Raw genomic sequence first — 24,460 nt, 5'->3', positions numbered from 1 at the left:
CAAGCGCATGGCAAAACAGATTAGCGAATTAAAATTAGGTATATTAGGTGGCGGACAATTGGGCAGAATGCTCATTCAACAAGCAATCAATTACAACGTAAGCACATTAGTTTTAGATCCAGATCTTGATGCGCCTTGTAAACACATCTCTAATTACTTCGAAAATGGCTCGATTACCGATTTTGATACCGTTTATAACTTCGGAAAGAAAGCAGATATCATTACCATCGAAATTGAAAAGGTAAATATCGATGCGCTAGAGCAGCTTGAAAAAGAAGGTAAAAAAGTTTTCCCGCAATCGAGGGTAATCCGTTTAATTCAGGACAAAGGTGTACAAAAACAGTTTTTTAAAGAAAACGATATCCCTACCTCTCCTTTTCAAATTGTAAATACAAAGGAAGATATGGAGAACAGTCCTTTCCATTTTCCATACATTTTAAAATTGAGAAAAGACGGTTACGATGGCAAAGGGGTAATGAAAATCAATAGTGCTGCCGATTTGGATAAAGCATTTGATGCACCTTGTATTATTGAGAAACTGGTTGATTTTGAGAAAGAAGTTGCAGTAATTGTGGCCCGTAACGCTAATGGCGACATGAAAACTTTCCCAATGGTAGAAATGGAATTCAATCCTGAAGCCAATCTCGTTGAGTTTTTAATTTCGCCATCAACTTTTGCCGAAAGTTTACAGCAAAAAGCAGAGAATATTGCTAAAAATATTGCTTCTGCAATGAACATTACCGGGATTTTAGCCGTAGAAATGTTTGTGTGTAAAGATGGCGAATTGTTGGTAAACGAGGTTGCCCCCCGTCCGCACAACAGTGGTCACCAAACGATTGAAGGCAATTATGTTTCTCAGTTCGAACAGCATCTACGTTCGATTTATAACCTGCCACTTGGCGATACCAGCAGTATTACCAATGCCATTATGATTAATCTACTTGGCGAAAAAGGTTTTGAAGGTGTGGCCAAATATGAAAATCTGGAGAAAATATTATCTATTGATGGTGTGTATGTGCATCTATATGGCAAGAAATATACTAAACCGTTCCGCAAAATGGGTCATGTAACCATTGTAGATATCGATAGGGAAAAAGCCATCGAAAAGGCCCGTTACGTACAAAAAACATTAAAGGTAATCGCGTAAAGCGCCCTAGCCCCCTAAAGGGGGAACTAATAGCAGGGTGGAAAAACAAAAAGTTTAAAGAATAAAAATTAAACGATATACACGAACGCCTAGAACTCAAAGGCCCTGAAGGGGGAACCGATAACAAGGTGGCAATAGCATAAATAAATAACACGAGTAAAAAAAAACGATTGATATGAACGATGGAAATTCAAGTTCCCCTTTAGGGTCGGAGGGGTTTTTGGTAGGAATAATTATGGGCAGCAAATCAGATTTACCCGTGATGCAAGATGCTGCTGATGTATTAAAAGAATTTGGAATAAATTATGAGATTACGGTTGTTTCTGCGCACAGAACTCCAGAACGTATGTTCAACTATGCTAAAGAAGCACATGGCCGTGGCTTAAAGGTAATTATTGCCGGTGCCGGTGGCGCTGCCCATCTACCAGGAATGGTAGCCTCAATTACGACCCTACCAGTAATTGGCGTTCCGGTTAAATCGTCTAACTCTATCGATGGTTGGGATAGTATTCTATCGATTTTGCAGATGCCAAATGGTATTCCGGTTGCAACAGTAGCTTTAAACGCAGCTAAAAATGCAGGCTTATTGGCTACTCAGATTTTAGCAACCGCTGATGAATCTTTAACGGTTAAAATGCAGGCCTATAAAGATGAGTTGAGAAGGAAAGTTGAAGAGAGTGCGGCTAGTCTTGAGTCCTAAGTCGGGAGTTTTTAGTCTATTCAATAATAAATTAGACGGGTGATGTAATTAGATTTTGCATTACCCGTTTTTTTATTCCATATCAATAATATCCCCTGGTTTGCAATCTAAAACTTTGCAAATAGCCTCGAGTGTATCAAACCTTACTCCTTTAGCCTTTCCTGTTTTTAGTATAGATAGGTTTACGATGGTTAACCCAACCTTTTCCGACAATTCTGTTAAAGACATTTTCCGTTTGGCCAGCATCACATCTAAGTTAATAATTATAGGCATAGTTTGGATTTATACAAATGCTTCATTTTCTTGTTTAATATCTACACCAACCTTAAATGCCAGGCCAAATGCCATTAATACCAACCCTATAATAGTTTCAGTGCTCAATAAACCTACACCATTGCTAAGATGATAACCAGAATCGTTGAGGTTTAATTTACGGATGCAGTTAATAAATAGTTCTTGCGTAAGCCATCTTGTAATAGGTAACGAAATTATCATTATGCTACAGAATAAAATAATTGAAGCATTTTTTTTAGTAAATGCCTCATTTAAAGTTAGAGATTTGAAAAACCGTTTTACAGATAGAATTATACAACCAATGCTAATAAAATAAATAAAATATGCCAATTGGAAAGTAATAGCCGATAAAGAAAATAATTCAGAATAGGTTTTAAATCTTATCGATATTAAAGCACTTTTTGTTTCGTTTACTACAATCTTATTCTCAAACCAAGTATCAAGGGCATTATTTGCAGATACTTCATTATTTTTAAGATATTTTTCTGCCTTTACATTATATACATCATACCATTTTACGCCTTTGCTAGCACTTGGTACACCAGAACTAAACAATTTAATCAACAACACAACTATATAGAAAACCAATGCTATAGTTGCCAATTCGTTCAACCTTTTAATCACCTTACTTTCTGAGAGTTTCATAATCGATTCGTTTAATATGAAACAAATATGAAACAAATATAAAACAATATTTAAAATAAAGCAATAAATATTTATCGTTTTATTTTAAATAAAATTAAACTGCTAAATGAAAATTGTCAACTGCTAACTGATCAATTCAAGCTCGGGTCAACCGGAAAATTACTGATATGCGCATATTTTGGTCCTAAGTTTACAACCACATCACGCCAAAGTTTTTCATCATCGCTACTAAAAATGAGATCTGGATTAAAAGTATCGCTTACCATCCAGGCATTCTGCTCCAATTCGCGATCCAATTGTCCCTGATCCCAACCGGAATAACCCATAAAAAATTTCACTTCATCAGCTCTTATGGCATTAGTATTTAAAAGAATTTTGAGGGTTTCGAAATTTCCGCCCCAGTACAAACCATTTCCGATAGGTTCGCCGCTCTGCAGTTTATCATAACTTCTATGGATAAAATGTAAGGTATCCGCAGCAACAGGTCCGCCAAAATAAATGTAGTTTTTTGCATCCCATAAATCCTGTATCACATCGTTTAAAATCAGATTTCCTACCTGATTAAGAATATAACCTACGGTACCATCATCACCATGTTCGGTTAGCAATACCACGGATCTTTTAAAATTAGGATCGGCCATAAAAGGCTCTGAGATGAGCAAACGGCCTGTTTTTGGTTTTATATTATTCAGCATGATGATAATCGTTTGTTACACCATAAAAGATGCCTATTTTTGTTAAATGCAAGTTACAAATGAATTTCTACAAAACCTGCGCCAAGATTATAAAAGCGCTTCGCTAGACGAATCTGACGTTGATCAAGACCCAATTATCCAGTTTAAAAAGTGGTTTCAACATGCCGTTGATGCCCAGATATACGAACCGAATGTGATGACATTGGCTACGGCTGATAAATCTGGCCGACCGGATGCCCGTATTGTGCTATTAAAAGGCGCTGATACTGATGGCTTTAGATTCTTCACCAATTATTTAAGTGCAAAAGGAAAAGAACTGAAGCGTAATCCTTATGCTGCTTTAGTATTTTTCTGGCCAGAATTGGAAAGACAGGTGAGAATTGAAGGCACGGTAGAAAAACTGGATAAAGAAACTTCTGAAGCATATTTCAATACCAGACCAATTGCCAGTCAGATTGGCGCTATTGCCTCGCCACAGAGTCAGATTATTCCGAACAGATCATTTCTGGAAGAAAAATTTGAAGAATTAAAAACCAAAACCAATAATAATGGAGTAGCAAAACCTGCACACTGGGGCGGTTACATTGTAAAACCAACCCGGATTGAATTTTGGCAAGGAAGAAGAAGCAGACTGCACGATAGGATAAATTTCGAAAAGATTAAAGGAGTTTGGACCAAAACAAGACTGGCACCATAAACCTGTATAAAAATAAATAGAGATCGGCTATCCAGCAAGATCTCTATTCTAACTAATCATTAACTAACCTAAATTTACTAGGAAGTGCCTTTGTAAAATGTCTTGATTTTCTCAAATGGTGACCGTGATTTACTATATTTTATAAGCAATTTAATTTGCTGTTTTGTTTTTCCTGATAGATTAGAAGTCCTCAAAAAAGACATTAAAATGAAACGGGTAGGTTATTGTCTAAAGATTAGCGTATCTCAGCTACAAATACCTAAATTCGCTTTTTTAAATCCCTCAAAAGATGAAACAAATTGCAGTTATAGGATCTGGTACAATGGGAAATGGCATCGCCCATACCTTTGCCCAATTCAATTATCAGGTGAATCTGATTGATATCAACCAGCCTGCTTTAGATAAAGCCATACAAACCATTACCAAAAATTTAGATCGGCAGGTTGCCAAAGGTACATTAACTGAAGATCAGAAAGCGGCAACACTTCATAACATTACTACCTATACCTCCACAAAAGAGGGGGTTCAACATGCAGACTTAATTGTAGAAGCGGCTACTGAAAATGTGGACCTAAAACTCAAGATCTTCAAAGATTTAGATGAACATGCTCCTGCACACGCCATTCTGGCATCCAATACCTCTTCTATTTCCATTACCCAGATTGCAGCCGTAACAGGTCGTGGGGATAAAGTAATAGGCATGCATTTTATGAACCCTGTTCCCGTAATGAAATTGGTAGAGGTAATCCGTGGTTATGCCACAAGCGATGAAATCACAAGTACTATTATGTCGCTGTCGCAAAGTTTGGAAAAAGTTCCGGTAGAAGTAAATGATTACCCCGGTTTTGTGGCCAACCGCATTTTAATGCCCATGATTAATGAAGCCATTTATACTTTATACGAAGGTGTGGCCGGCGTTTATGAAATTGATACGGTAATGAAATTGGGCATGGCACATCCCATGGGTCCGTTGCAATTGGCAGATTTTATAGGTTTAGATGTTTGTTTGGCCATTTTAAAAGTATTGAATGATGGCTTTGGTAATCCTAAATATGCTCCCTGCCCTTTACTGGTAAATATGGTTGCTTCAGGTAAAAAGGGTGCCAAAACCGGCGAGGGCTTTTATACCTATACTGCAGGATCGAAAGATTTGGTAGTTGCTGATAAATTTAAAAAATCCTAATTTTTTTAGCATTTAATTTTATATTTGCTGTATGAATGAGAATCTGGATCCTGAAGCAAGCAACCTTACCCCCACCGATCGTGATATTGAAAGGGTTTTAAGGCCACAGGCTTTTGAAGATTTTACGGGTCAGGAAAAAGTGATGGAAAACCTGAAGATTTTTGTTCAGGCCGCAAAACTGCGTGGCGAAGCTTTGGACCATGTCCTTTTGCACGGTCCTCCGGGATTGGGTAAAACTACACTTTCTCATATTATAGCCAATGAAATGGCTACCGGCATTAAGGTAACTTCTGGTCCTGTTTTGGATAAACCCGGCGATTTAGCGGGTCTATTAACCGGGCTTGATGAAGGCGATATCCTTTTTATCGATGAGATTCACCGTTTATCTCCTCTGGTGGAAGAATATCTGTATTCTGCCATGGAAGATTTTAAGATTGACATTATGCTCGAAACAGGTCCAAATGCCCGTTCCGTACAAATATCACTTAACCCTTTTACACTAGTTGGCGCCACTACACGCTCAGGTTTGTTAACGGCGCCCTTAAGAGCGCGCTTCGGTATTAACGCGCGCCTGGCCTATTATGACGCCAAATTACTGACTACCATTGTGCTACGTTCATCTGAGATATTAAAAACACCCATCAGTGATGAAGGTGCCTACGAAATTGCCCGCCGTAGTCGTGGCACACCCCGTATTGCCAATGCACTTTTAAGGAGAACAAGAGATTTTGCCCAGATTAAAGGGAATGGAAATATCGATACCGAAATTGCCCGTTACGCGCTAAATGCACTCAATGTAGATGAACATGGACTGGATGAAATGGACAACAGGATTCTGGTGACCATCATCGATAAATTTAAAGGCGGTCCCGTTGGTTTAAAAACCATAGCGACTGCTGTTGGAGAAGATGAAGGCACTATTGAGGAGGTTTATGAGCCATTTTTAATTCAGGAAGGCTACATTATGCGTACTTCACGCGGTAGAGAGGTTACTGAAGCAGCATATAAACATTTAAAGAAGAATTATCCTGGGCAAACCGGGAAGTTATTTTAACATGGTATTGCTTCGCACTAGGTCGTCATTTCGAGCGAAGTACAACACGGCCGAGAAATCTGTCATAAGAGGTCTTTTCCTTGCTCTGTCATCCTGAGCGTAGTCGAAGGATCTCCATTCCACTACTTTCCAGTCGAGATGACGGAGCTTTTATAATGCCTATCAATAGTAGCGGAGTGCAACTGAATGTACAAATCTATTATTGTTATACAAAAGATTGCTTCACGCTCCCCACTTAATCCCTCCGCTTCAGTTCGCAATGACGATCTATATAAAAATAAAATCCATCGGAACATTTAAGCCCTTTCTGTGTTCAATTAGTACAAATCAAACATTATGAATATTGAATTACGTAAACTAACGCTCGAAGATTACGCAGATCTTAAAGAATCTATGCTCCAGGCATACGACAGCATGGGTGGTTCCATCTGGCCAAAATCAAGTATCGCTAAATTGCTTAATATTTTTCCCGAAGGACAGCTTTGCATCGCCGTTGATGATAAAGTAGTAGCTTGTTCGCTTGCCATTATTGTAGAATACGATGAATATGGTGATCGGCATACGTATAAATTAATTACTGGCGATTATTCCTTTACCACACACGATCCGAATGGCGATACCTTATATGGTATAGAAATTTTCGTCCATCCGGATTTCCGTGGTTTACGTTTGGGAAGAAGATTATACGAAGCCAGAAAAGAGCTTTGCGAAAGCTTAAATCTTAAAAGCATTATTGCCGGTGGCAGAATTCCAGGTTACCACGAATATGCAGAACAGCTTAGCCCAAGACAGTACATTGATAAAGTAAAAGCCAAAGAAATTTACGATCCTACGTTGACTTTTCAGATCTCAAATGATTTTCACGTTAGAAAAGTATTAAAGAACTATTTACCTGGTGATAAAGAATCAAAGGAATATGCCACTTTAATTGAGTGGAACAACATTTATTACCAGGGTATAGACGCCTCTGCCCGTTCGGCAATGACCATCCGTTTAGGTCTGGTACAATGGGAAATGCGTTTATTTCCGAATATGGATGCATTTTATGAGCAGGTAGAATTTTTTGTGGATGCTTTAAGCGGTTACAAATCTGATTTTGTGATGTTCCCTGAACTATTTAATACGCCATTATTGCAACCCTACAATCACTTACCAGAGATAGAGGCTATGCGTAAGCTCGCCGAAAAAACGGAAGAGATTGTACAAAAAATGCATGAATACTCTTTGAGCTACAACACCAACATCATTACGGGCAGTATGCCACTCATTGAAGATGGCAAACTTTACAATGCCACTTACCTTTGCCACCGTACGGGAAAAATAGATGAATATAGAAAAATCCATATCACCCCGAATGAGCAGAAATATTATGGCATGATTGGTGGCGATAGAGTGCAGGTGTTTGATACCGATTGTGGTAAAGTGGGTATTTTAATCTGTTACGATGTAGAATTCCCAGAATTAAGCCGCATTTATGCCGATCAGGGCATGCAGATCTTGTTTGTGCCATTCTTAACCGATACACAGAACGGTTACACACGCGTTCGCCATTGCGCTCAGGCAAGGGCCATAGAAAATGAATGTTATGTGGCTATTGCAGGTTGCGTGGGTAATTTACCGAAGGTAAACAACATGGATATTCAGTTTGCACAATCGGCTGTTTTTACTCCTTCTGATTTTGCTTTCCCGACCAATGCTATAAAAGCTGAAGCTACGCCAAATACTGAAATGGTACTGGTTGTAGATGTTGATTTACATTTATTAGACGAACTGCATCATTACGGAACAGTAAAGGTGTTAAAAGACAGACGAAAAGACCTTTATCAAGTTAAATTATTAAAGTAATCGCCATAAAAAATGCCGGTCACATCACTAACCGGCATTTCACTATTAATCTAAGCTAATTATTTTCTCATTGCAAACCAAACAATCAGTGCGATGATGATGAGAATCGGAAGTACCCATTTTAGCGCCTGTCCGGCACCGTTTTCGTCTTTTTCGGTAACCGCTGGTTTAGCTGGTCCTGGATCTTCTTTATGACTTTCGTAATCTTTTTCAATCGGTTTAGGAGCTTCTCCTGATTCCGTATGTTGTGGATCTATGTTTTCCATATCTTATACTCTAAAAGCTCTTCCTTTTAAGATAATTCTCAAGTGAGGAAGAACGATAATCAATTAATTTAGTTTCTGTATTTAGAACAAGTGATTAATGAAAATGTTTTAAATCCTAAGCCTTATCTTTGCAGACCGGTGTACAACAATTCTGCAAAATATAGCCAACTGATCAAAGATGAAGCCCTGCGTTTGGGTTTCATAGCCTGTGGCATTTCGAAAGCTGAATTTCTTGAAGAAGAAGCACCCAGACTTGAAAACTGGCTGAACCAGAACCGGCATGGTGAAATGAAATACATGGAAAACTATTTCGATAAACGCCTTGATCCGAGATTATTGGTAGAAGGTGCAAAATCGGTCATCTCTTTATCTTTAAATTATTATACTGAAGAGAAGCAATCAGATCCTAACGCACCGAAAATCTCGAAGTATGCTTACGGGCAAGATTACCATACTGTAATTAAGGATAAGCTCAAAGAACTTACTTATTTTATTGAGGAAAATATTGGCGAGGTGTCGGGAAGGGCATTTGTAGATTCGGCTCCGGTTTTAGACCGTGCCTGGGCAAAAAAATCGGGTATTGGCTGGATTGGTAAAAATTCCAACCTGATCAGTAAAACGGATGGTTCCTTTTTCTTTCTTGCTGAATTGATTGTTGACCTTGAACTGGATTATGACCATCCCTACCAGGCCGATTATTGTGGCAGCTGCACACGCTGTTTAGATGCCTGCCCTACTGATGCGATTATTGCCCCGCAGGTTGTTGATGGGACAAAATGTATCTCTTATCTCACTATTGAGCTTAAAAATGAGATCCCAACTGAGTTTAAGGATAAGATGAGCAACTGGATGTTCGGTTGCGACATCTGTCAGGATGTTTGTCCCTGGAACCGTTTCTCAAAGGCGCACAACGAAACGGCCTTTAAACCCGAAAATGGATTGCTCGATCTAAATGCAAAAGATTTAACTGAAATTACCGACGATGTTTTTAAAAAGGTTTTTAAAGGATCGGCAGTGAAGCGGACCAAATTTGCCGGATTGAAAAGAAATATCGATTTTTTGAAACCTGAATAAGTTTATTCATACGCTCATGAATTAACACTTGTGTCATGCTGATCCGATAGCTATCGGATTTATTTCAGCATCTATTTCTAAAATTATGTTAGATGGGTGGATCCTGAAACAAATTCAGGATGACGATTCATTGTAGCAAATACTATTCATAAAAAGATATTTATTAAGGAAGTCAAGTTTGACTAAGCAAATCGCGCAGAAAACTTGACTTCCTTTATCCCTCTCTAGTTTACCGAAAAACTATTGTCGCTTTTCACTTTATCAGGTGTATGCGGATTTCCCATCACCACTTTTGATAATTTTTTAGTTGTTTTTATACCAACCTTTACCTGTTGATCACCCTTTTCCCAAATACCAATGGTACTGTGGCTCTTTTCGATTGAGCCATCATCATAAGTTAAGGTTAAATCGATTGGCAATGGTTTGATGCTTTTATTTTCGATGGTAACCGAGTAACCTCCAGTAGTTTTATCAACCGCCTTTATCGCCATATCAGTAACACCACCTTCAAAAAACCAGGCCTTCCAGAACCAGTTTAAATTCTTACCGCTACCTTCATTTATGCTGTTAAAGAAATCGTATGGCATTGGATGTTTACCATTCCAGTTTTTAATATAGGTATGCAAAGCTTTGGTAAATAATTCATCACCCAGATAATCTTTAACAAACAAATAAGCCAAACCAGGTTTAGGATAAGAATTGGTAAAAGATCCCGATCCCTTCAAATCAGGGGTTAAGGTCATAATTGGTGTATCATCTTTCCCGCCAGATGAGGAAGCCGTAGGCTGAACGCCGTACTCATCCACAATGGCAGAATCAATCATCGGAGAAATCAGCCATTCACCTATAGTAGCCCAACCTTCGTCCATCCAACCGTATTTGGTTTCGTTTATGCCCATGTAAAAAGGAAACATGGTATGAAAAATTTCATGATCGGTTAAGGTAATCGCATCTACACGGTTATCTACCGGATTATCATTTACCATCATCGGGTATTCCATTTGGTCTAAACCATCAAATATGGTTTCATGATTATATGGGAAAGGCCATTTTGGAAAAGTATAACTCATTGATTCTACCGTTTTACGCGCAAAATCGATCACTTCGTAATAATCTTTGTGTTTCGGATTGAAAACAGCATCAACACGGGTTCTTCTTTTCGTTTTAGGATCAACGACCAAACTGCTCGATTTCCATAAATAATGATCACTCAAAGCGAAAACAAAATCGGTAACATTTTTGGCTTCGAACTTAAACGTATTAAAGGCATTAGGCTGGGTTACTTTTTTACCGGCCAGATCTTGATCGGTGATGACGTCAATTACCGCATCATTTTTTTCGGCAGAAAGCATTCTCGAAACAATGTCTTTCTGAAAAACTTCAGAAGGATTCTTCAGATCGCCCGTGGCCCAAACACCATAACCACCCGGTACGGTAACTGAAGCATTAAACTGGTCAAAATCATTGTAAAACTCTTCTGCACCTGTATAAGGAAATTTGTTCCAGCCATCAACATCGTCGTAAACGGCAATACGCGGAAAAAAGTAAGCCACGAAATGAGAACCCTCATCTACCTGGCCTGTACGCATATGCGAGCCTTTATTTAAAGTATAGCTATAATCAATAGAAAAGCTTATTGTTTTACCGGGCATTACCGCTGGAACATTAACGGTCATATTGGTCCCATCGATTTTAAAATCGCTTATCGCCTTACCGTTTGCAGCCATTTTTTCTATCGCCACACCTTCACCAAGATCAGACTCTGCAAATTTTGATTTCCGCTGTGTTCCCTTTTTATACAGATTTGGGTAAAGTTTAAACCAGATTTCCTTAAGTGTATCCGTGCTGTTATTGGTATAGGTAACCTGTACCTTACCTTTTAACAGCCTGCTTGTAGGATTAAAATCGACACTCAGATCGTATTTCGAAGTATTTTGCCAGTAGTTCTTACCAGGTTTTCCATTCGTATTTCTCGTTTCCTTTTGATAGGTTTTCTGAAACTCTGGCCCTATTGGCAAAGAGGTCTGCGCGTTGGCATAAAATGTACTAAATACGAGTAAACTAAATATTGATAAAGATTTCATTTTCTTAGCATAGCGCTTAGCGCATGGCGCCGGGCGGTTGATTTATTTTTAGTAAAAGCAATTTAACAATTAACCAGTTAAGCACCTACTTGCCAAATTTCATTTTCAATTGCTCCAACATATCGGTATTGATCGGTTCTGCAGGTTTTTCTGGTTTTGGCTGAGGCTTTTGTTGATATTGAGGTTTATTTGCAGGCGTAGGATTCTGAGGTCTTGAAGCTCTGTTTTCATTTTTCTTCGCATTAAATTTTGCCCATTCCTCATCTAATTTCTTCTTTGTGTACAAAGGGAAATCTCCATTTTTCATCCAGGCGTAATAACTCGGTTCTACAGCAAATACTTGTGCGGTAGTTTTTCCTTTATGTTTACCAAAATTGAAACATACCTGATCATTATCATCGTAAACCAATCTACCAGCAAAATCTACAGGTTTGTTGATGTTGGTAAAAATATGCAAGGCATCTACATCATTTACAACAGGAATACTTTTCACCCCTTGTTTGCTCTCAAACTCTGTTTCCTTGTACATTTCCAACTGGCCAAGTAAAACCTTATAAGTAGCAATCACATCAGCCTCTGCTGCATGTGCATTGATCAGATCCTCCTGACAGTAAAATTTATAAGCCGCCTTTAGTGTACGTTGTTCCATCTGGTGGAAAATATTCTGTACATCAACAAACTTGCGGTTGCTCATATCAAAGTCCACTTCAGCCCTTAAAAATTCTTCTAAAAGCATCGGGATATCAAATTTATTTGAGTTATACCCAGCCAGATCACTTTCACCGATAAATTCGGCAATCTCTGTGGCCAAAGTTTTAAAGGTTGGTTCGTTAGCGATATCTTCATCATAAATACCGTGTATCAATGAAGTTTGCAAAGGGATCGGCATTTCAGGATTTACACGCCAGGTTTTAACAATTTCAGAACCATCTGGCATGGCTTTTAAAACCGCAATTTCTACAATTCTATCGGCTCCAACATTTATTCCAGTAGCTTCTAAGTCAAAAAATGCTAAAGGACGCTTTAAATTTAATTTCATTTCTTATGATGTGAGATTGGCGACATTAGATTTGAATCGGAATGTCAAATTCATTTTTTTCAAAAGTGCTAAAAAGGTTTCATTAGTTCTGTAAAACAACTTTATTAATTTCTAAATATAATTGTCAAATTATTTCTGAATGTTAGTTTGTAGAATTAAATTGCAACAATTTATTTACGCTCTCATGAAATCGTTTCTCACCATCTTATTTCTTTTTTTCTCATCATTAATTGCTAATGCACAGGATTTTAATTTCGGATCAGTTAGCCAAGAAGATTACGAATTCGACAAAAAAAAGCTAGATAGTACTTCCAATGCTGTGGTATTAAGAGAATTTGGCAAAGGATTTTTCGAAATGAACTTTGAGGGGCATACAGATGTAGCCTTTATTTATCACGTAAAAATAAAAATTTATAACAGAGCAGCTTTTGATCAGGCAAATATAACCGTTCCATTGTACAAGGGTGAATTCAGGGATGAAACCATGAGCGACCTAAGGGCTTCTACTTTTAACTTAGTAGATGGAAAGTTTGTTGAAACCAAGTTTGATAAGGAAAGCCTGATTATCGAAAATAAAACGAAAGACCTCAATTTGGCAAAATTTACCCTGCCCAATCTTAAAGAAGGTTCGGTTATAGAATATACCTACAAATTGTTGTCGCCGTATATTTTCAACTTTAAGACATGGCCATTTCAGTCTGAAATACCTAAAGTTTACAGCGAGTTTATCACAATTATTCCTGCTATTTACAACTATCATACTTCACTTAGGGGAGACTTAAAATTAAGTGATTCGAAAAGTGAGATCGTAAAAAAGTCTTATACATTTGCAGGTCTTCAGATTAACTCTTCTAAATCAACCTATTTAATGAAAAACATTCCTGCTTTTGTAAAGGAGGAATATATGAGCGCACCCAGTAATTATATGTCCGCTATACATTTTGAACTTTCGCAATTTCAGCATGTAAATATGAGGAAGGTTGATTATACCAAAACATGGAAAGATATAGATGAAGATTTGATATCCGAGCAAGGTTTTGGCGGACAGATGAAAAGGAAAGATCTCTTTAAAAATTTGACCACTAAAATCGGCGCCGATTCGCTCCCCAATCTGGATAAGGCTAAAGCGATTTATGCTTATATCAAAAAACAGATTAAATGGAATAATTTGTATGGAAAATACGCAACTGAAAATATTAAAAAGGCCCTTGAAACAAAATCAGGTAACGTTGCAGATATTAACCTAAGTTTAATTGCTGCATTACAAAGTGCTTCTTTCGACGCAGAGGCCGTGATATTATCAACAAGAGATAATGGAGTGGTGAACAAACTTTACCCTATTGTTACCGATTTTGATTATGTAGTAGCCAAAGTAGACATCGATGGAGAAGCCTATCTTTTAGATGCCACTGAGCCGCTTTTACCTTTCGGATTATTACCTTTCAGGTGTATAAACGATCAGGGCCGAGTTGTAAATCTGAAGAAACCTTCTTATTGGATAGATTTAAAAGCATCGCAAAAAACCACAAAAAATTATCTATTTAATGCCAGGCTCGATTTAGATGGAAAAATGACGGGCAAACTGACCATTCACAGTCAGGGATATGCAGCATTAAATAAACGGAAAGAAATAAAAAACTTTGCATCACTAAACGAGTTTGTGGAAAGACTTGAGGAGAGTATGCCAAGGGTAAAAATTCTGTCGCACCAAGTATTTAACTTGGATAGTGTAGAAAATGTATTAACGGAAGAGTACACGATAGAAATGAAAACCAATAATGAACTCAAGCAGAATGAGTTCTATTTTAATCCTTTCGTTATCAATTCAATTTCTAAAAACCCCTTTAACTTAAACGAAAGAAAATACCCTATCGATTTAGGTTCCAAATCCGACGACAGGGCCACTATTAACATCGAATTGCCAGCCGGTTTTGAAATGGTAGATAAGCCAAAAAATCTATCCATCGCAATCGGCAAAACTGGCGGAAAATACCTATTGGAAACTGAAACAGCCAACAGTGCGATAATCGTAAACCAAACGCTACAACTTAACAATGCTACTTACCAACCAGAAGAATACCTTGCTTTAAAAACATTTTACAGCAAAATCATACAAAATCAAAAGCTCGATTTTCTGGTAAAAAAAACAGGAAAATAGGTTAATTTTATGCGATATTAAAAGAACCACAAATAAATATACCAGCTATCCAAAATTTAAATGAAGAAACCGCTCATCATACTATTCCTCCTATTTTCATCGTTAAACATTCATGCCCAGAACTTTAATTTCGGAGCCATTACCTACGACGATTACGAATTCGACAGAAAAAAATTAGATAGTAACGCCAATGCCATCGTTTTAAAAGAGTTTGGAACAGCTTCTATTCAAAGGGATGATAATACCGGGAGTTTAGAACTAATTTTCGAACACCATATTAAAATCAAAATCTATAATAAAGAGGGTTTTAAAGAAGCCAACATTATCATTCCCACCTATAAGGATGATACACGCGAAGAAACAATCAGTGAATTAAAAGCCTCAACATTTAACTATATCCAAAATAATTTTGTTGAAACGGCCATGGATAAAAAGGCTATTTTTACCGAAAACCGATCTAAATATACAAGACTTACCAAATTTACCCTTCCCAACCTAAAGGAAGGTTCTATCATTGAGTATAGCTATAAATTAAGGTCGCCAAACCTATTTAATTTTAAAACCTGGGAATTTCAGAGCGATATTCCTAAAGTAAGCAGCGAATACCTGGTTTACATCCCAGGCATTTACAATTACAATGTTTCCTTGCGCGGATTTCAAAAGCTAACCGATCAAAAAGTTGAATTAAGCAAAGAATGTTTGCGTTTATCTGGTGCGGCCATTGATTGCTCAAAAATTACTTACCTCATGAAAGATATTCCTGCATTTATTGAGGAAGATAACATGACAGCGCCCAGTAATTTCAAATCGGCCATTTATTTTGAGCTTTCTGATGTTCAGAATTTAAATGGTGGAAAAACTTCTTATACTAAAACTTGGAAGGATGTAGACTATGAATTAACATCTTACAAAACCCTGGGAGATCAGATGAAAAGGAAGGACGTTTTTAAAGACCTCATTCCATCAATTACCAAAGGTAGTACCGATGATCTGGAAAAAGCAAAAGCAATTTATAACTACATCAAAAAGCAGATTAAATGGGATAATTATTACGGAAAATATTCAGAAGACAATATTAAAAAAGCATTGGAGAGCAGGTCGGGAAATGTTGCCGATATTAACCTCAGCTTAATTTCTGCACTTTCTACAGCTGGCTTAGATGCTGAAGCTGTGATTCTTTCAACCCGCGATAATGGAACCGTAAACAAACTTTATCCGGTAATGAGCGATTTTAATTATCTGGTGGCCAAAGTAAATATTGGCGATAAAAGTTATTTGTTAGATGCTACCGAGCCACTCTTACCATTTGGTTTATTGCCTTTAAGGTGTATTAACGACCAGGGCAGGGTGATTAATTTAAAAAAACCTTCTTATTGGATCGATTTAAAAGCCAGTCAGAAAACAGTTACCAGCTATATTCTTATGGGCAAAATGACGACTGATGGAAAAATTGTGGGAACGCTAACTACCCATTCACTTGGCTATGCCGCATACAATAAGAGAAGAGACATTCTAAAGTACAGTTCGCCCGATGAGTATGTAGAAAAACTAGATGAACGCTTAACCAGGATTAAAATACTGGAGCACAACATTTCAAACCTGGATAGCGTTGAAAACACATTGGTAGAAAAATATGAAATAGAATTTACCGTCAACGACGGTGCTAATAACAATCAGTTTTATTTTAGTCCGTTTTTCATTAATACCATTTCGAAAAACCCGTTCAATTTGAATGAGCGCACCTACCCTGTTGATTTAGGTGCGGCATCGGATGAACGGATCATCATTAACGTAACTTTGCCAGAGAAGTATCAATTAATGGAGAAACCTAAGGATATGGCCATCGCACTACCCAATGCTGGTGGAAAGTACTTGCTTCAAACCGGTTTACAGGACGATACCATTTCGATGAGCCAGATTTTACAGTTTAATAATGCGATTTATCAGCCAGAAGAATATCTTTTTCTCAAAGAATTCTACAGTAAAATTATTCAGAACCAGAAAACAGAGTTTTTACTAAAAAAGGGTAATTAGATGAGATTTTTATACACTGTAGTTTTTCTGCTTTTAATATCAGTTACTGGCTTTGCTCAAGATAATTATGATGTTGATTTAATCCCAGCAAATTTACGTAACCGGGCCAATGCCTGTATCCGGAATGAGGAAACCGTTATAGATATGCGTTCTCCGGATAATGTGATGCTTAATGTTAAAAAAGCCATTACCGTTTTTAACCAAAATGGAGAAGATGAAGCCCGTTTGGTAATTTATTACGACAAAAACATTTCGATTAAAGGGATAAAAGGAGAAGTTTACAATAGTGTAGGTAAACCGATCAATAAGTTTTCTCAAAATGATTTTGCAGATATGAGTGCTGCCGATGGATTTTCGCTTTTTGTGGATAGCCGTCTTAAACATTATCTGCCATCCGTAAATCAATACCCTTATACTATTGTTTATAATTACGAAATCAGAAACAAACAAAACCTCATTATTCCCGATTGGACGCCAAAACCGGCCGATGATGTTTCAGTAGAAAAAAGCAGCTACACCTTTATTTGCAAACCTACCGATCAGGTAAGGGTAAAAACGCAGAGTTATAACGGAACTCCTGAAATAACAACGGATGAAAAACAGAAAAAAACCATCTGGAAAGTAAGTAATATTTTAGCCGTTAGAACAGAGCCCTATAGTCCGGCACACGAAACATACGCCACCAGCATCCAAATTGCGCCACAAGATTTTTATTATTACAATCATAAGGGAAATTATAACAATTGGCAAGAACTGGGAAAATGGATTTACGACGATTTATTAAAGGAACGTAAAGCATTACCCCCTACTACAATCCAAACGATAAAAGATTTGGTTAAAAATGAAACAACAGATAAAGAGAAAGCCAGAAAAATTTATCAATACCTACAGGATAAAACAAGATACATCAGCGTACAGATCGGCATCGGTGGTTTTCAGCCTATTGGCGCCAGCGAAGTAGACCGCCTGGGATATGGCGATTGTAAAGCATTGGTAAACTACATGCAAAGTTTGCTCAGTGCAGCAGATATTGATTCTTATTATTGTGTGGTAGAGGCCGGCTCGGAAAAGAAAAGTATGGATCCCAAATATGCCAGCATGGTACAGGGCAACCACATCATTTTATGTATGCCTTTAAAAGGTGATACCACCTGGCTGGAATGTACCAGTCAGAAAATACCGTTTGGTTTTTTAAGCGATTTTACCGATGATAGATTGGTACTGGCCTGTACCCCAGACGGAGGAAAACTGTTGCATACGCCAAAACTCACAACGGCCGAAAATTTACAGACCCGTAAGGCAAATTTAATTATTCAACCTGACGGAAGTGTTGCTGGAAAAATGAATACGGTTTATGCTGGTTCACAATATGAAAATCAGGAGTCGTTGATCGGAAAATCCATAACCGAGCAGCATAAACTTCTAAAAGAAACATACAATATTGATAACATCGATTTTGAAACGGTTTCTTTCGCACAGAAAAAAGATATAGACCCTAAATTAATAGAAGACATCAGCATTAATATCAGGAATTATGCTCCTGTAAATGGAAATAAAATGTTTTTGCAGCTCAATGCCTTTAATGTTAAAAGATCGATCCCTGAAATGAGAAACAGAACCCTGCCTGTTTACATTAACCGCGGCTATACTGACGAAGACACCATTGTATATACCTTACCCGAAAATGTAAAGCCAGAATTAATTGTCGGACAAAATAAAAGTTTTAAAAGCGCTTTTGGCGAATATGTGTGTAAAGCAGATCTAGCGGGAAATAAACTGACTTACTACCGGAAATTAATCCTAAACGATGGAACATTTCCTGCCGATCAGTATGTGGAGTTTTCTAAATTCATCAATGATGTTAATGCTGCAGATTATTTAAAATTAGCCCTTAGCTTAAAGAATTAGCACTATCCTGTTGTCTAAAATATGATCTGCGCTTGTTTTCTGCGAAATCTGCGGGAAACAAAAATGGGTTTTTAGCTTAAAAAAATAATCCCTAAACCAATACCGATAATCATGATGAGGTACATTAAGATTTCTGTAGAAGCAAATCTTTTGTATTTGGTCCAGAAAGAGTAATCGTTTTCTTCGTTTGGCATTTTTGTATTGTATCGTGCAAAAATACACAAATAGATTTAACTACTGGGCTGGTAAGTGGTAATCTCTTTGGCCATACCTTTAAAAAGCACAATATGGAAGGGCCACATAGCATACCAATATACCCTGCCCCATAAACCCTTTGGCCTAAAAGTGGCGATTTGTGAAAGAAATGCTTTTCCGTGAAATTCTACAAGTTTCAATTCGAGCCAGGCCTCACCGGGTACTTTCATTTCGGCATATAACAATAATCTTTTATTCTGCCGATCGGCCAACAGAACGCGCCAGAAATCCAGTACATCACCTGCCTGAAGATCGGTATTACTTGTTCTTCCTCTTCTCGTACCTACTCCACCGAACATTTTATCTAAAAAGCCGCGCAAATGCCAAAGCCAATCCATAAAATACCACCCCCTGCTCCCTCCGATACTCCAGATATTTTCAAAAACTTCTTCAGCTTTCCGTTCAAATGGCATTTTTACTTTATACTGTAAAGTTCCATTCTGTGGCACCTTAATCTGGTCCATAAAATTCGAATTTAGGTAACCCCGGTTTAAGGCATCTTTCCAACTCGAAACAATAGAATTCTGATCGATCTTTTCGAAGGCCAGATGTAGTGATTCTGCATAAGTTAAACAGTTTCTGGGTACCACTTCCCGAATGCGGTCATCTTTGCATATCACCTCATTCTTCATGCTATCTACTAAACTCCTGGCCAGCGAATAAGGTACTGGGGTAATCATATTCAACCATAAAGAAGATAACCTGGGCGTTAAAACCGGAACAGTGATAATCCATCGCTTTAGTCCACGCTCTTTGGCATAGCCTAAAAGCATTTCCCGATAAGTGAGCACATCTGGCCCTCCGATATCGAATGTTTCATTATAGGCCTTCTCATGATGCAGTACGCCGGTTAAATAGGCCAGAACATCACGGATACCAATGGGCTGACAGCGGGTTTCTACCCACTTGGGTGTAATCATAAAAGGAATCTTCTCCGTTAAATCCCTGATAATTTCGAAAGATGCACTTCCCGAACCAATAATAATGGCCGCCCTTAAAATGGTACAGGCTTTCCCCGATGATTTAAGTTCTTCTTCAACCGCTAATCTCGAACCCAAATGTTTCGATAAATGTTCATCGTTGGCTATTCCGGTTAAATAAATAATTTGTTTACAATTTGTTTTTTGGATAGCTGCTGAAAAATTTTCGGATGATGATTTCTCCATATCCGTAAATCCACTATCGCTAGACGACATCGAATGCACCAGATAATATGCGGCATCTATATCATATGGAATTTCGTTTAAACTTTTTGCGTCTAGTAAATCGCCGGTAATAATCTTTACCTGCTCGCTCAATTCTGATTCGGCAATAAACCTACGTTTGTCGCGTACCATACAAACGATTTCATGTTTTTCTTCCAGCAGAAGCGGAAGCAACCGTGTACCGATATAACCATTTGCACCGGTTAATAGAATTTTCATAATGCTGAGCTTTAAAAAAACAACAATTGAAAAAATGCTTTGTTAGTGCGATTATCCGAATAATGGAAAATTCACATTCCTAAAAGCTATACACACGCTTACTAAGTCACGGGAGTGTAAAACCAATTGTATTTTTAGCACTACAAATTTGCTTTGGGCAACATTCTGTCTGAATAACCGTATAAATAACTCTATATCAAACTAAACCAAACTGAATGAAGAAATACATCCTGGACATTGCTACGATTTTTTTAGTGGGTATGAGCATTGTCGGAACAAGTTGGAAAGCGGTGGAGGCTCCACATACACAACAAGAAGCAGTAAAGAACATCGCTGCAGACAGCCTGTACAACCAATACATTTTAAATATTTACCACCAGGTTCATTTAGATTCTGCAGGATTAAGCGAACAAGTTTTCGAAAAAGCCATTACCGGATTTTACAACATGAAATATTCGGGTTTATTAAATACCAAATCGGTTTTAACCATTGCCGATTTCGATCAGGAAAGCTGTAAAAAGCGTTTATACATTATCGATCTGGCCAGCAAAAAACTACTGTTAAATACCTGGGTAGCCCACGGACAAAACAGTGGTGGCGATAAACCTTCCTCCTTTTCAAATGATATCAATTCGAACCAGAGCAGTATAGGTTTTTATTTAACTGGCGAAATCTATTTTGGCAAACATGGGCGTTCGCTGAAATTAGATGGCATGGACCAGGGTTTTAACAGCAATGCAAGGGAAAGATCTATTGTGGTTCACGGTGCGAGTTATGTAAGTCAGAAAAGCATAGATGAATTGGGTAGATTGGGCAGAAGCCAGGGATGCCCCGCTGTTCCAGCTAAACTGGCCGACCAGGTAATCAATAGCATATCAGACCGGACAGTACTTTTTATCAACAACTCTGATCAGCAGTACAATTCTTCCTTTTTGAATGAAACATTGGCTGCAAGCGTCATTTTAAATCAGGAGCAACTGTTTGCAGCGCATATGGATTAATGCTTTTTAATATCCTTTGCATTTAGGTTTTTTGGTAAAATTGCGATAAAAAATGATTTATTGCCAGCCAGCAAATCCCAGACCCAGCGGTTGCTATCGACACTTTTCTCGCCGCAATCTACCACCTCAGCTCGTTTTAAAAGCCTTTTTACTAAGGCTTGGATCCATTTGATCTTTACAATGCGGTTGAAGGACAAACCCAGGAAATCGCAGTATACATGCACCAGAATTTCTACAATAAGCGAATCGTTAGAAATGGCCAGGGTTTTCCCAAATTGTTGCGCATAATCTGCTTTAATGGTATTCACCATAAGTTCAAATCGATCATTTGCTTTTCCATCAAGATAATCCCAAAGTTCAGCATTGCTATATACGCGAATTAGTTGAGGTTCGAGCCCCACTTTAATTTTATGTTCTTCTAATTCGTAAACTTTATCCATTCATTAAAAATCAGTTGCAGCTGTTAGATTGAAGTATTACCAAATTGTTAATCAATTTGATATAAAATTTCTTAGCACACCTCATGTACAAAGTTATCTGATAATTGTTTGCAAAAAGGAGTGTTAAATGGCATTGTGAGTAATTTTTTTAAGCCGTTGCCAATATTTTGATCATCTTTGGGGTTGAAAAGATAAGCCCATTCATGAAGATTGTAATTGCAGAAAAGCCCTCTGTTGGTCGTGAACTTGCTAAAGTTTTCGGAGCAACCACCAGAAAAGATGGATACATTGAAGGTAAAGGATACTCTTTTACCTGGGCATTTGGGCATTTATTACAATTGGCACCCCCACAGGATTACGGCTTTATCGGCTGGAGAAAGCAACATTTACCCATGCTTCCTCAAAAATTCAAGCTTGCCATACGAAAAATCAAAACCAAAGATGGCTTTGTAGAAGATCCGGCGGTTCGGAAGCAACTGGATACGATTAAAAAACTTTTTGATGAAGCTACAGAGATTATTGTAGCAACGGATGCTGGGCGTGAAGGTGAATTAATCTTTAGATACATCTATTATTATTTAAAGTGCAAAAAACCTTTCAAGCGACTCTGGATCTCTTCTCAAACCGATGAAGCCATAAAAGATGGGTTCCGGAATTTAAAACCCGGCACAGATTACGATACTTTATTCAATTCGGCACACTGTAGGTCAGAATCTGATTGGTTGGTGGGGATGAATGCCACTCAGGCCTTAAGTATTTCGGCGGGAAACAGAACGGTATTATCATTAGGAAGGGTACAAACACCTACCCTGGCCATGATTTGTGCCCGTTTTTTAGAAATCAAAAACTTTGTACCCCAAACCTATTTTCAGATCAGTATTTTACTGATTAAAGAGGAACAGGTTTTTAAAGCCATATCCACTTCAAATTATAAAGATAAAGAAGAGGTAGAAAAACTATTTGCGCTTGTAGAGGATGTAGCCTCTGGTTTTGCGACAGGTGGAAATATCACGGCAGTAGAAGCCAAACCACGAAAAGAACCACCTCCTTTATTGCATGATTTAAGTAGTTTACAGCAAGAAGCCAATAAGAAAAAAGGGTACACGGCCGATCAAACGCTGAATATTTTGCAGAACTTATACGAGAGTAAACTGGTTTCTTATCCCCGTACCGGATCTCGCTATATCGGTGATGATGTGTATGCCGGCGTTCCGGATTTAATTTCAAAATTTACCGATCACCCTGATTTTGGGAAACAGGCTCAATTTCTGCAAACGGTTGCCTTGAATAAACGAAGCGTTAACGCTAAAAAAGTAACCGATCACCATGCCGTTTTACCTACCGGAGAGCAAGCGTATGGTTTAAGTCCGGATAAACAGGCGGTATACGATATGATTGTGGGCCGGATGATTGAGGCCTTTCATCAGGAATGTCTGAAGGAGTTAACTAAAATCACCATTCAATCTGGGGTCGCCTTTGTGGCCAATGGAACGGTAATCCGATCTGCAGGCTGGCGGGCGGTTTTTAATGATCCTGAAGATGATAAAAAGGATGAAGACAACGCAGCTTTACCAAAGGTTGTTGCCGGTGAACTATTACCTATTACCGAAAAATCACTTTTAGAGAAGCAAACCAAACCCAAACCGATGTACAATGAAGCCTCATTGTTAAAAGCACTCGAAACCTGTGGTAAAGAGATTGAAGATGAAGAATTGCGTTATGCTATGAAAGATAGTGGTTTAGGTACCCCGGCAACACGTGCATCCATCATCGAAACCTTAATTACCAGAGAATACATTACCAGGGAAAAACGGAACCTGGTACCTACCAATAAAGGTTTGGCTGTTTACGAAGTTGTTAAAGATAAACAGATTGCACAGGCAGAGCTTACCGGGCAATGGGAAAAAAGGCTGGAAGAAATCCGGTCAGGTTCTTCAGTGAAAGATTTTAAATCTGAAATTACCGAATATACCAAAACCATCACCCACGAATTGTTGATTGCAGGAGCCAGCATATCAGGTAAACTAGAAGAAAAGAAACTGGAAAAAGTTTAATTAAATGCCCTTATAATAACCTTTTCGAGCGTATCGCCCATATTTTCATCCTTTTGAATAAAGCCTACAGCACCGGCATCTAAAAAGCCTTGCTCCAGCGTAGTTTTATCATTGCCACTGAACATGCAAACTTTAATGTCTGGCTGAATGGTTAAAATTTCGCGTACCGTATCTGGGTTACTATCTCCTTGTGGCATATTAATATCTAAAAGCAAAAAATCAATTGATTTTTCTTTCAGATAGTTAATCGTTTCGGGTAAATCTTTGGTTTCCGAAACGTGTGGGCCGCTAATATATTTGGTAAAAAAACGCTTCATTAAGAGTCTCATCAAATCATTATCATCAGCAATAAGAATTTTGATATTTTCTATCATTTAAATGGGATAATTGGTCCGGCCATCTAATATGTTATCAGTGTGGAAATTAAAAATCTCCCTTCTCTTTAAATATCAAGAATTTACCA

The 24,460-nt window shown here is 38.0% G+C and carries 22 protein-coding genes; 12 read left to right on the top strand and 10 right to left on the bottom strand.

Annotated features, from left to right (window positions below; translation table 11 throughout):
* Positions 1–7: 7 nt before the first annotated feature.
* Both R2S57_RS11655 and purE read left to right on the top strand, forming a co-directional pair.
* Entirely contained in the window at positions 8–1,147 is a 1,140-nt protein-coding gene (locus R2S57_RS11655) for a 5-(carboxyamino)imidazole ribonucleotide synthase (protein ID WP_316845122.1), read from the top strand.
* Between the two features lie 175 nt (positions 1,148–1,322).
* Entirely contained in the window at positions 1,323–1,847 is a 525-nt protein-coding gene (gene purE / locus R2S57_RS11650) for a 5-(carboxyamino)imidazole ribonucleotide mutase (RefSeq protein ID WP_316845121.1), read from the top strand.
* A gap of 72 nt (positions 1,848–1,919) precedes the next feature.
* On the opposite strand, the gene R2S57_RS11645 is transcribed toward purE, so the two are convergent.
* The 3 genes from R2S57_RS11645 to R2S57_RS11635 all read right to left on the bottom strand — a co-directional run bounded on the left by R2S57_RS11645 (position 1,920) and on the right by R2S57_RS11635 (position 3,481).
* Entirely contained in the window at positions 1,920–2,120 is a 201-nt protein-coding gene (locus tag R2S57_RS11645) for a helix-turn-helix domain-containing protein (RefSeq protein WP_086545983.1), read from the bottom strand.
* Between the two features lie 9 nt (positions 2,121–2,129).
* Complete coding sequence (locus R2S57_RS11640; protein WP_316845120.1) at positions 2,130–2,786, bottom strand: DUF2975 domain-containing protein; 657 nt, start codon at positions 2,784–2,786, stop codon at positions 2,130–2,132.
* Between the two features lie 131 nt (positions 2,787–2,917).
* Complete coding sequence (locus R2S57_RS11635) at positions 2,918–3,481, bottom strand: YqgE/AlgH family protein (protein WP_316845119.1); 564 nt, start codon at positions 3,479–3,481, stop codon at positions 2,918–2,920.
* Positions 3,482–3,527: 46 nt separating this feature from the next.
* Between R2S57_RS11635 and pdxH the strand changes: the two genes are divergently transcribed.
* The 4 genes from pdxH to R2S57_RS11615 all read left to right on the top strand — a co-directional run bounded on the left by pdxH (position 3,528) and on the right by R2S57_RS11615 (position 8,260).
* Entirely contained in the window at positions 3,528–4,178 is a 651-nt protein-coding gene (gene pdxH, locus R2S57_RS11630; RefSeq protein WP_316845118.1) for a pyridoxamine 5'-phosphate oxidase, read from the top strand.
* A gap of 289 nt (positions 4,179–4,467) precedes the next feature.
* The gene (locus R2S57_RS11625) at positions 4,468–5,361 is read left to right on the top strand and encodes a 3-hydroxybutyryl-CoA dehydrogenase (protein ID WP_316845117.1); all 894 of its coding nucleotides are present in this window, start codon (positions 4,468–4,470) and stop codon (positions 5,359–5,361) included.
* Positions 5,362–5,392: 31 nt separating this feature from the next.
* A complete protein-coding gene (gene ruvB / locus R2S57_RS11620) occupies positions 5,393–6,415 on the top strand; it encodes a Holliday junction branch migration DNA helicase RuvB (protein WP_307529738.1) in 1,023 nt (340 codons plus the stop codon).
* A 336-nt stretch (positions 6,416–6,751) separates the two neighbouring features.
* A complete protein-coding gene (locus tag R2S57_RS11615) occupies positions 6,752–8,260 on the top strand; it encodes a bifunctional GNAT family N-acetyltransferase/carbon-nitrogen hydrolase family protein (protein ID WP_316845116.1) in 1,509 nt (502 codons plus the stop codon).
* Between the two features lie 59 nt (positions 8,261–8,319).
* Here the strand turns inward: R2S57_RS11615 and R2S57_RS11610 are convergent, their stop codons facing one another.
* A complete protein-coding gene (locus R2S57_RS11610; protein WP_316845115.1) occupies positions 8,320–8,526 on the bottom strand; it encodes a hypothetical protein in 207 nt (68 codons plus the stop codon).
* Between the two features lie 138 nt (positions 8,527–8,664).
* Here R2S57_RS11610 and queG point away from each other — a divergent pair, with 138 nt between their 5' ends.
* On the top strand, positions 8,665–9,600 hold the full coding sequence (gene queG, locus R2S57_RS11605; protein ID WP_316845114.1) for a tRNA epoxyqueuosine(34) reductase QueG: 936 nt from the start codon (positions 8,665–8,667) through the stop codon (positions 9,598–9,600).
* Positions 9,601–9,824: 224 nt separating this feature from the next.
* Here queG and R2S57_RS11600 read toward each other — a convergent pair whose 3' ends face one another.
* Positions 9,825–11,684 (bottom strand): M1 family metallopeptidase, encoded by a 1,860-nt coding sequence (locus tag R2S57_RS11600; protein ID WP_316845113.1) that lies wholly within the window; start codon positions 11,682–11,684, stop codon positions 9,825–9,827.
* An 85-nt stretch (positions 11,685–11,769) separates the two neighbouring features.
* The gene (locus R2S57_RS11595) at positions 11,770–12,723 is read right to left on the bottom strand and encodes an exonuclease domain-containing protein (RefSeq protein ID WP_316845112.1); all 954 of its coding nucleotides are present in this window, start codon (positions 12,721–12,723) and stop codon (positions 11,770–11,772) included.
* A 184-nt stretch (positions 12,724–12,907) separates the two neighbouring features.
* Here R2S57_RS11595 and R2S57_RS11590 point away from each other — a divergent pair, with 184 nt between their 5' ends.
* From R2S57_RS11590 to R2S57_RS11580, 3 genes are read left to right on the top strand one after another with little or no spacing between them, the layout of a single operon-like run.
* Positions 12,908–14,881: a DUF3858 domain-containing protein gene (locus R2S57_RS11590; protein ID WP_316845111.1), complete on the top strand. Its 1,974-nt coding sequence runs from the start codon at positions 12,908–12,910 to the stop codon at positions 14,879–14,881.
* A gap of 60 nt (positions 14,882–14,941) precedes the next feature.
* Positions 14,942–16,915: a transglutaminase domain-containing protein gene (locus R2S57_RS11585; RefSeq protein WP_316845110.1), complete on the top strand. Its 1,974-nt coding sequence runs from the start codon at positions 14,942–14,944 to the stop codon at positions 16,913–16,915.
* Positions 16,916–18,823 (top strand): DUF3857 domain-containing transglutaminase family protein, encoded by a 1,908-nt coding sequence (locus R2S57_RS11580; protein WP_316845109.1) that lies wholly within the window; start codon positions 16,916–16,918, stop codon positions 18,821–18,823. It abuts the gene before it with no gap.
* A 71-nt stretch (positions 18,824–18,894) separates the two neighbouring features.
* Here the strand turns inward: R2S57_RS11580 and R2S57_RS11575 are convergent, their stop codons facing one another.
* Both R2S57_RS11575 and R2S57_RS11570 read right to left on the bottom strand, forming a co-directional pair.
* Entirely contained in the window at positions 18,895–19,017 is a 123-nt protein-coding gene (locus R2S57_RS11575; protein ID WP_255512125.1) for a hypothetical protein, read from the bottom strand.
* A 36-nt stretch (positions 19,018–19,053) separates the two neighbouring features.
* A complete protein-coding gene (locus R2S57_RS11570; protein ID WP_316845108.1) occupies positions 19,054–20,502 on the bottom strand; it encodes an SDR family oxidoreductase in 1,449 nt (482 codons plus the stop codon).
* A 215-nt stretch (positions 20,503–20,717) separates the two neighbouring features.
* Between R2S57_RS11570 and R2S57_RS11565 the strand changes: the two genes are divergently transcribed.
* On the top strand, positions 20,718–21,503 hold the full coding sequence (locus R2S57_RS11565) for a murein L,D-transpeptidase catalytic domain family protein (RefSeq protein ID WP_316845107.1): 786 nt from the start codon (positions 20,718–20,720) through the stop codon (positions 21,501–21,503).
* On the opposite strand, the gene R2S57_RS11560 is transcribed toward R2S57_RS11565, so the two are convergent.
* Complete coding sequence (locus R2S57_RS11560; RefSeq protein WP_316845106.1) at positions 21,500–21,943, bottom strand: hypothetical protein; 444 nt, start codon at positions 21,941–21,943, stop codon at positions 21,500–21,502. The two genes, R2S57_RS11565 and R2S57_RS11560, sit on opposite strands and share 4 nt — an antisense overlap.
* Before the next feature lie 203 nt (positions 21,944–22,146).
* Between R2S57_RS11560 and topB the strand changes: the two genes are divergently transcribed.
* On the top strand, positions 22,147–23,997 hold the full coding sequence (topB, locus tag R2S57_RS11555) for a DNA topoisomerase III (RefSeq protein WP_316845105.1): 1,851 nt from the start codon (positions 22,147–22,149) through the stop codon (positions 23,995–23,997).
* On the opposite strand, the gene R2S57_RS11550 is transcribed toward topB, so the two are convergent.
* Complete coding sequence (locus R2S57_RS11550) at positions 23,994–24,371, bottom strand: response regulator (protein ID WP_316845104.1); 378 nt, start codon at positions 24,369–24,371, stop codon at positions 23,994–23,996. The genes topB and R2S57_RS11550 overlap by 4 nt on opposite strands.
* Positions 24,372–24,460 lie beyond the last annotated feature (89 nt).

Source organism: Pedobacter psychrodurus, assembly GCF_032678585.1.
In the GTDB taxonomy this organism is placed as follows: Bacteria; Bacteroidota; Bacteroidia; order Sphingobacteriales; family Sphingobacteriaceae; genus Pedobacter; species Pedobacter psychrodurus_A.
The sequence above is the reverse complement of the archived record's forward strand: the minus strand, read 5'-3'. Positions and strand labels throughout refer to the sequence as shown.